The organism is Schlesneria sp. (genome assembly GCF_036405755.1).
Lineage (GTDB): Bacteria > Planctomycetota > Planctomycetia > Planctomycetales > Planctomycetaceae > Schlesneria > Schlesneria sphaerica.
Map to the genome: position 1 here is coordinate 1 of NZ_DASWWZ010000630.1, position 9,446 is coordinate 9,446.

The 9,446-nt window shown below is 57.0% G+C and carries 7 protein-coding genes; 1 reads left to right on the forward strand and 6 read right to left on the reverse strand.

All coding sequences use genetic code 11. The annotated features are described in order from the left end of the window. The 6 genes from VGE80_RS20980 to VGE80_RS21005 all read right to left on the reverse strand — a co-directional run. A partial coding sequence (locus VGE80_RS20980; RefSeq protein WP_440593998.1) for an alcohol dehydrogenase catalytic domain-containing protein occupies nt 1–252 on the reverse strand: 252 nt, incomplete at its 3' end. Then, nucleotides 249–1,211: a transketolase family protein gene (locus tag VGE80_RS20985; RefSeq protein ID WP_373652327.1), complete on the reverse strand. Its 963-nt coding sequence runs from the start codon at nt 1,209–1,211 to the stop codon at nt 249–251. The genes VGE80_RS20985 and VGE80_RS20980, both read right to left, overlap by 4 nt. Continuing rightward, entirely contained in the window at nt 1,208–2,077 is an 870-nt protein-coding gene (locus VGE80_RS20990; RefSeq protein ID WP_397571908.1) for a transketolase, read from the reverse strand. Before VGE80_RS20990 ends, VGE80_RS20985 begins: the two co-directional genes overlap by 4 nt. Further along, nucleotides 2,077–3,114, reverse strand: a complete 1,038-nt coding sequence (locus tag VGE80_RS20995) for an NAD-dependent epimerase/dehydratase family protein (RefSeq protein WP_397569829.1) — start codon at nt 3,112–3,114, stop codon at nt 2,077–2,079. The genes VGE80_RS20990 and VGE80_RS20995 overlap by 1 nt, the downstream gene beginning before the upstream one ends. Nucleotides 3,115–3,117: 3 nt before the next feature. Beyond that, nucleotides 3,118–4,662 carry a PfkB family carbohydrate kinase gene (locus VGE80_RS21000; RefSeq protein ID WP_440593999.1) on the reverse strand — a complete coding sequence of 515 codons (1,545 nt, stop codon included), beginning with the start codon at nt 4,660–4,662 and terminating at the stop codon, nt 3,118–3,120. Between the two features lie 318 nt (nt 4,663–4,980). Next, entirely contained in the window at nt 4,981–6,282 is a 1,302-nt protein-coding gene (locus tag VGE80_RS21005; protein ID WP_440594000.1) for an ABC transporter ATP-binding protein, read from the reverse strand. A 680-nt stretch (nt 6,283–6,962) separates the two neighbouring features. On the opposite strand from VGE80_RS21005, the gene VGE80_RS21010 reads away from it, so the two are divergent. Further along, nucleotides 6,963–9,446, forward strand: a 2,484-nt coding sequence (locus VGE80_RS21010; protein ID WP_440594001.1) for a right-handed parallel beta-helix repeat-containing protein, incomplete at its 3' end; no start/stop codon positions are given.

The window sequence follows — 9,446 nt, forward strand, 5'->3', positions numbered from 1 at the left end:
ATGGTCTCCGGGTTGGACTCGAGTCACATTCGCCCCGACTTCGCGGACGATCCCACTCCCTTCATGGCCGAGGCAATGTGGCAGAAAGCGATCGGGACCGCGTCGGCCCCGTGCTTCGAGGACCTGCGTGTGACAGACTCCACTAAACGCGATTTCGACGAGGGCCTGGCCCGGCTTGAGGGCTGGGATTTCCAGATCGACGAGTTCCAGAGGTTGCGACAGTTCAACAAGGATGGCCGCTGGGGTTTTCATGGGGAGATCCGATTCGAGGTGTCGCTGTCAGTCTGGGACTGTTCCCACGCGGAGTCGATGTCCTGAGACAGACGTTCTGGCGTCAGTCCTGCCGCGTGTCGGGCATGTTCTTGTTCGCCCGTGTGATGAAGAATTTCGTCAGGGGTCCCGAATCGAAGCAGCCGAGCCCCGGGACAGACTTGGTCGGCGCGCCATTCCGCGACCGCACCACCCAATCCACCGATTCGCGAGTGCTCTTCGATGGTGACGACCAGTTTCGTGTTACGGAAGACCTCGGCCAGCAGGTGCTCATCCAGTGGCTTTACTGTGTGCACACTGTAGACGGCGGCTGAGATACCCCGCTGCTGAAGTCGATCCGCAGTTTCGAGGACGATGGGCAATAATGTCCCCGTTCCGAGTAACGCAATGTCGCTTCCCTGGCGCAGGGGAAAGGCCGTGCCGATCGTCAGCCCTGGCTGTTCGGCATGCACCGTGGGCTCACCCTTCTTTCCGATTCGAATGTAGGAAGGGCCGGACAGATTGACTGCCGATCCCAGCAGGGACCGCAGCTCCCAGGCATCGGCGGGTGAGAGCACCGTCATGCCGGGTAACGCACGCAGGACTGCCAGGTCTTCGCAGGAGTGATGCGTAGGGCCGTTTGCAGCGTACCCGAGTCCCGAGCCGACACCGACGATCACCACCGGTTGTTTGAGATAGCACAGATCGACCCGAATCTGCTCATAAGCCCGGTAGACGGCGAACGAGGCGATCGTATACGCGACGGGCTTCAAGCCCTGCAGCGCCAATCCGGCCGCGATTCCGATCATGTCAGCTTCTGCGACACCGACATTGTAGAAGCGATCGGGATGCCTGTCTTTGAAATCGTTGAACAGCCGATTACCAATATCGCCGCTCAGCAGCACAATCCGGGGATCCTGATCAGCGAGAGCGGTGATCTCGTCAGCGAATGCGTTTCTCATGAGAGTTGCAGCTCCGCTCTGGCTCGTTCCAGTTCCGCTGCCGTCGGTATGCGGTAGTGCCAGTTGTTGTCATCTTCCATGAACGAGACCCCCTTCCCTTTCAGGGTATGGGCAATCAGTGCGGTCGGGCGCCCGTCCGGATCCGGGGCTTTATTCAGCCACTCGACCAGCTCAGCCAGATTGTGCCCATCAACCTCGACAGCACGCCATCCGAAGGCCGCCCACTTCTCTTTCAACGGGCTGAGCGATGTCACTTCATCGCTGCGACCTGTGGCCTGCCATTTGTTGTAATCGATCATCACCGTCAATCGGTCCAGTTTCTGTGCAGGAGCGAACAGAGCCCCCTCCCAGACGGACCCTTCGTTGCATTCTCCGTCGCTCATCAGGACATGGATCCGGTTCTGGCGGCCTTGAATCCTGGCGGCGAGTGCCATTCCGATGGCGATCGGAAGTCCGTGCCCCAGTGATCCTGTCGCCGCGACGATTCCCGGAGTCCCCGGACTGGGATGTTCTCCTAAAGGGCTACCGGGTTCGGCATAGCTGTCGAGCCAGTTCTCGGGGAAAAAGCCTTTCATCGCCAAGGCGGCGTAAAGAGTGGTCGCTGCATGTCCCTTGCTCAGCAGGAAGCAGTCCTGCTCTGCATCGTCCCCGTTGGGCGACGGAGGATTGGCCGTTCCCCAGTAGGCCGCAACGACCATTTCAACGCACGAGAGAGATGAACCCAGATGTGCCGTTTTGGCCTGGTGTGACAGTCCCAGAACGTGACTGCGAATCCGTTTGGCAAGAATCTGCAACTCGTCGATCGTCGGAATCGGCCGAGCCGTCGCGGGCAATGTTGAGGTCGATGTCACGGCGCTCGGTTCCATCACTTCAGCTCAACTTCCTGCATGCGTTTGATGTTGAAGTAGGTTGAACGTGTCATGGAGTCGGGCAGCTTGCCAGCTCGGAAGGCCGCCACGAGGCCACGGACCGCGTCGTCGATCGATCGACATGGCCGATACCCCAGCACCTTCAGAATCTTTTCCGATGAGATGTGGTACGACCGGAGATCATCTGATGGGGTCGTCACAATCTCAATATCGTTCCAGCCCATTTCCTGTTCGACCACCCGTTTCACGATGGTTGCGAGTGCAGCCACGCTGTGGTTTTCATAACCCGCGTTGAAAATCTGGCCTGCAATCCGCTCGGCTGGTTCTTGAAGGACTTGCAGGTACAGGTCGGCCATATCTTCAACGTGAAAATTCGGACGAAGCTGCGTTCCACCGAAGACAGTGATCTTCCGGTTGTTGAGGGCATGATTGGTCAGGATGTTGACGGTCAGATCGAGCCGTTGTCGGGGAGAGTAGCCGCAGAGTGTGGCGGGACGCAGGACGAGCGTCGTGAAGTCGGGGGCCTGTTGCTGGAGCAGAATCGGTTCGCAGTCGGCTTTGTAACGGCTGTAGTCCGTTAAGGGTTTCAGTGGATGATCCTCGGTCACGTTGGGAGCATCACTGATCCCATACACGCTCGAGGACGACGCAAACACAAAGCGCCGAACGCCCGCTTCCCGACTCAGTCTCACGAGGGGGGGAAACGCATCAAGATTAATCGAGCGTCCCAGCACGGGATTCAACTCAAAACTGGGGTCGTTGCTGATGCATGCCAGATGAATGACGGCATCGCAACCGGCAACCGCTTTCGCGACGAGGGACTCGTTCCGCAGGTCCCCTTCAAACTCGGTCAAGCGGTCACATCGGCAATCGTCGAAGACTTGTTTGCCGTAAAGGTAGAGATCCAGCACGTGCACGTGATAGCCGGCTTGCAGCAGTCGGGGAACCAGGACTGCACCGGCGTAGCCCGCCCCGCCCGTCACCAGAACAGTTTTGATAGAATTCAAGGTGATTGCCCCGTCATTCATTTCCATGGGTTATTTCAGCAAATGTTCGATATGGCGTGAGAGTGGAATTCGCTCGATCGGCGATTGATTGCCGACGGTGGCCACGGCCTGTGCTCCGACGACGTTTCCGATGAAGCCCAGCACTTCCATGGGAGCGTTTTGTGCCGCGCAAAGCGATGTAATCGACAGGAAGGCGTCCCCTGCGCCGATTCGATCGACCACGTTCGAGGCGAAAGCGGGCACATCGACGTGCCCCACATCCTGCTGGTAGGTACAGCATCCCTTCTTTCCACGGGTCACGACAACACGAGGACAGTTCAACCGGCGGGAGACATCTTCCATCATCGGTTTGAGATCACTGCGTCGATCACGCGACTCCAGCCGCATTTCATTTTCAGCAATGCAGATGTAATCGGCCCGGGGATAGTTGGAAATGACATGATATCCCTGATTTCCCGCATTTGCCTGCGTGTTGACGACGAGAAAGCGACTTTCGCGGCAGAGCAGGTCAATCATTTCCCGGGTCAGAAACCCATGCCCCGAATCAATCACAATCACCACGTCGAACTGGTTCAGCCGACCTGCAATGGCGGACGTCCAGGCCTGGCTTTCGGCAATCGTGGGACGCTCGTCATTCAGCTCATAGACTTCGAACAGTTTGCTGTAGAAGTACTGTTCGATGAATCGTCGTTTGACGATCGTCGGCGAACGCTCTCGAATCAGAAATCCCGCGTCGATATGGGGTTTCAACCGGGACCGAATGAAGTCTTCCTCGGAATTGATTTCGCCGAGAATGGAGTGCAGGGTGACATTGTCGCAAAAGCCGGCAACGTGATTGGCGACTGCGGCCGCCCCCCCGACGAAACGGTCATTGTTCAGCGACTTCACGACAAGAGTCGGTTCTTTCGATGACTTGCCGATCGCTTCGACATATTGATAGTCATCGATCACGGTTTCGCCGACAACCAGGACTTTCAGTTTGCGAGCCTGATCGAGAAATTTCAGAATTTCGCCGGTTGAAGTCCGCTGCGAGAAATCGGCGAGATAGTCGCTCACCTCTTGCGGGAAGACCGAGAGATGCCGGTTGACGAGGTGTGAAGCGCTGAAGGTCACGTCATCGGTGAATTCCAGCTTTCCCCCGACAGAGACGATCGCCTCCTCTTCCAGCTTGATCGCACCAGTCAGATCTTTTCCTCCGCGGAATTCCGATCCTTTCACGAACACATTCGGGCGCAGGGTTTGAATCGTCTCGATCGCCGTGGGCCACAGATTGATGCCCACGTAATCGACTGTTTCCAGTGCGGCAATCGCTTCGGCTCGAAGTTCGTCCGGAAAGACGGGACGATGAGGGCCCTTGTTGACGAAGCGATCCGGGGTGACGGTGACGACCAGCAGATCTCCCAGAGACTTCGCCGCCGCAAAATGGCGAATGTGTCCGATGTGCATCGGGTCGAAGACCCCATGACAGTGGATGACGCGTTTTCCTTCCGCCTGGCGTGCCGCGATTTCCGCGGCCAAATGCTCGATCGACCCGATTTTGCGACGTGCACTGTCGTGAGATGCGGAGGACGCCATCAATTGTCCCGGTCAATTTCAAAAATTGCGAGTCGATCTCTGGAGGAAGTTTCAAGGTTCCCGCTCCGTTCGTCAATGTGGAGCGGCCCAAATTTCCCCGTGGGTAACCCTCCGTGCCACGGGGGCCTGTCTCTCCCTCGCACGTATGAATTCTTCCGCATGAGTCTCTCAGTCACGGGGCATGCACCCTCGTTTCCTGCAGACTCTCATCAACTTCGGTTAGCTTGCGTGTGGCCCACTGCGGACGGATGCACAGACATACGTCGTCTGGACGGCGACTGTTTGACGACCGTCGAATCTCCCTACGCGCTTGCGGACTTAACTCTGCACGGTGTTCCAGGGAAGTCGGGGGCGGATGACGGGGCCGGTCCAATTCCCGAAGTATTCTTCTCGCATGGAACCGGTATCATGGACGTCGAACGTCAGGACCGACTCCTGCAGGATGGTGGTTTTCTGAGGCACCCGCCCGACGATGGCAGAGATCGTATACCGCCCCTCATTCAGGAAGTTTCCCGGGATTGTGCAGGTCGATTCGAACAGTCCTACCGGTTGCGGAGTGCCATACCAGGGATCGTCGGTCGAACTGATCGCTTTGACGTTGGAAGTCGCCAGGACGAACGTCCCGTTCGAATCTTTCAGCCACAATGCCGCATAGAGCTGCTGGTTGGGAATCAAATTCCAGTAACTGATTTTGACCGAGATATCGTGCGCGATATCGACGTCGGCCGTAGCCCCTTCGACTTCTGACTGGACGACGCGAACGGCATGTAACCGCACCATGTCGTTGCCGGGAGCGGTTTCCTGTGACGGCCAGACGACTTCACCGGATGCCGACCTGACGTTGGCCAGATACTGCTTCACCACTTCGGCGGGCGTCCCATTAGCAGTGATTTTTCCTTTTTCCAGCAGGATCGCCCGCTTACACAAATTTGTGATCACGGGCAGACTATGAGATACGATCAGGACCGTCTTGCCCTGTCGACTGGCCGATCCCATTTTGCCCAGGCATTTCTGCTGAAAGGCGGCATCGCCGACCGCCAGCACTTCATCCACAATCAGAATCTCGGGTTCCAGATGCGCCGCGACGGCAAAAGCCAGTCGCACGTACATCCCGCTGGAATAGTGTTTGACGGCGGTATCCAGAAAACGTTCGACTTCTGAAAAGGCGACAATCTCGTCAAATTTTTTGCGGATCTCGCGGCGCGTCATCCCCAGGACGGCACCGTTCATGAAGATGTTTTCCCGGCCGGTCAGTTCCGGGTGAAATCCTGTGCCGACCTCCAGCAAACTGCCGACCCGGCCCCGGATTTCAATCCGTCCATGTGTTGGGTAGGTAATTCGTGAAAGCAGCTTCAAAAGCGTGCTTTTGCCCGCCCCGTTTCGACCAATGAAACCGACGACTTCCCCCCGCTGAATTTCAAAGGACACGTCGTCGAGAGCCTGGAACATTTCGGGCGAGTTCGTCGGGGACGCACTACGTGCGGACATCAGTCGACGGGGCAGCCGCGCCAGATTGGTCGCCACGTTCTCGATCAGTTCCGAGAACCGGTGGTAAGAGACGCGATGCCCTAATCGAAAAGACTTTGTCAGTCCTTCAACACGTAAAGCGAAATCGCTCACAAAAGATTCCTGTTGCTCATTCGAGAAAACCGTTCGAGGTGGTGTGCCTCCGATGTTGACCCTGAATCTTGTATCGCCCCCGGAAATGAAAAGCACCGGTGGTAACGTGCCGGTTCGGATTTTCTCTGGGCAGGCGTGTCTGCGTGGGGACGACCGAAGAGCGACCTGATCGGCCCCAATGAGTGCGGCAAGGATGATACAGAATCGTCAGGGGAGGACGGCGCCGCAGGGGTGTCGCAACTTACGCCCGGACAATCTGCAGGAACTCTGTCCGTTTGCCGCGAGGGAGAGTTGCTCTGGCCTCGGCAGAATCTGCCGTTGGGGGGCGTCAGGGGATGACCTCACCGGAGGGCGAGAGATTAAACCGATCTTCTTGGAGGTTTGGGAAGTTTGTCGCCTTTTTCACGATTGTAGGAAAACTACGTGACTTACCGGTTTTTCGCTCAACCGGCGCACGTCCCTTTTCCGAAAACAACAGATAACCGCTAGAGGCGGAATATCCGTCAGGGTCTGACATGCACCGGACTTGATGGTTAAAGCGGTTTACAAGGGCAGGTTTTCGCAGCAGGACGCTGGAGCAACCGATGAATCTTTCAGTAAGACGGTGTCTATTGGGCTTGGTTGCCTGGGCAACTATGTTCGGAATAACTCGGGCTCAGGCGCAAGAGCCAGTTGGCACCGTGCAACTTGGTCCGCCAGCTTATGAGGGTGGGCAGGGAGTCCCCGATGGGGCAATCCCGTTCGATCAGTATGGATCCGAGCCGCTTCCAAGCGGATCCGGGTCCCTGTATGGGATGACCCGAGTCGATCGGGTGTTCGCTCCTCGGGTGAACATCGATTCTCGCGGCGGCAGCCTGTACGGTTACGATGCGGGTTACTCAAACATCGGGGTGTTCGTCCCCTATAAGATCGAAGACAACGCCCTGGTCTTCGTTCACGGGATGGGTATGGTCACCTACGATAGTCGCGGCGGCGGTACGGTCGGTACCGGCTGGCGATACTACATGGAGGGGATTGACCGCATTGCGGGTCTCTCTGTGTGGTTCGACTTTGACAACGGCCACGCCAAGCCGTATCAGCAGGTCGGCCTCAGCTTTGAATCGCTTGGTCGCTACGTCGACTATCGCGTTAACGGATACATTCCGTTCAGCAACGCTGACCATGTTCTCTACAGTCAGCTTTCTCCCCAGGCCGTGCTTTACGGCAGCGGGATCGGTTTGATTCGTAACAACACGGTCGAACAGTCCTACACCGGTCTGGACGCCGAAACCGGCGGTCCAATGCCGTATCTGGGTCGTTACGGACTGAACGCCTACATCGGTGCTTACTACTTTACCGGCAACGGATACAAGGGTGGCAACTTCACCGGGGTCAGCGGCCGGTTCATGGCTCAGATCAATGAAGACGTCCAGTTCGGCGTGCAAGTGACGAACGACCATGTCTTCGGACTCAACACTCAGTTCCAGGTCTTCATGAATCTGCCTGACGGCAAGCCAGGTCGCTGGTTGCGAAATCTCCGCGTCCATGACCGAATGGTCCAGAACGTGTTCCGCCAGAACCGCGTTATGGCCAAAGTCGACAGCTACCAGACAGTTGACGTTGCCATCAATCCCGAAACCAATGCTCCTTACTTCGTGGCCAACATCGACCCGAATCTCGGGTTCGGTGGAAACGGTCAGATCACCAATCCGTTCAACAGTATCGCTCAGTACGAATCACTCACGGAAGCTCAACGACGCCAGTACGACATCGTCCTGGTCCGACCTCGAACCGACTCGTCCAACACCAACCTCGATACCGCGTCCACGATGGAACTGTTCGACGGACAGCGTTTGCTGAGCACTTCGGTTGCACACAGCTTCACCACGGCCAACCTCCCCGGCCAGAACCTGGTGCTGCCCGGATTCACCGGTGGATCGGCTCCCAAGCTGTTTAACAGCAGTGGCGGCGATGTGATTACCCTGGTGGGTGGAAACACCCGCATGATCGAAGTCTCGGGCTTTGACATTGATGGCAGTGGAACCGGTAACGGCATTCGCGGTAACAACAACCGTGCTGTGAATATCAACCGCAACAATATCCACGACGGCTTGAACGGTGTGCTGCTGACGAACCTTTCCGGTTCGATCGCCGACGGGGCCGAATCCCAGTTCCTTGCGAATACCGTGACGAACAACGTCAGCAACGGTATCAGCGTGCTGAACACTGGCTCGCCTCCTTTCGTGACACCGCTCGATGTTATCGTTCAAGGGAACGAATTCACGAGCAACGGGAATGACGGATTGCGACTCGAAGCTCGCGCCGGTGCAACAATTGGCGGGATTATCGGTGGTACAAATGTCGCCGCGACAGACACCACTCCAGCGATTACTCGCTCCAATACGTTCGACAGCAACGGTGGCAACGGTCTGAACCTGCTGGCCAACGGTGGCACCCTGTTGTTCAAGTCGCCACCAGTGACTCCTGTGCCGAATGCTCCACCCTATATTCCTCAGTTCGGCGTACCGAACGATGCATACGGCATCTACAACAATATCTTCACGAACAACACGCTGGATGGTTTGCACATCGAAACCACGAACAACTCCATCGCTCGCATCAACGTCACCAACAACAGCTTTGGTCTGGATTCGTCGACCACCAGTGGCAACAAGCGATACGGTCTGGGTCTGTTGTCTGACAGTGGTGTGACCGAGATTTCGATCGGTGGTGCCCTGATCGAGAATCCTGACGGGACGTTCTACAACCCCGGGAACACCTTTGACTACAACTCTGTTTCGGCGATCAACCTGGCTGTCGGCGGGACTGCCGCTCTGTCCTACGACATCATTAACAACACCATCACCAACGGAGCGACCTCGACTGTCGCTGCCCCACGTGATTCGTTCGAATTCTTCTTCAATGGCACAAGCGGGTCCAGCCCCTTCACCATCACGAACAAGTCGGATCCTGGAATCGAGATCACCAGTGTGATCTGGAACCTGGCAGGTACACCTGCGACGATCGCAGCTACCGGTCAGGGACCCGATGGAACTGTGAACCCGGTTGTCCTTCAGCCGATCAGCGATTCCCTGCTGACCTCGCTGAACGGGCTGGCTGTCACCCCGGGATCTTCACCACTGCTGATTACCGGACTGAACGCTCCTGCTACCAATGCCAATTCC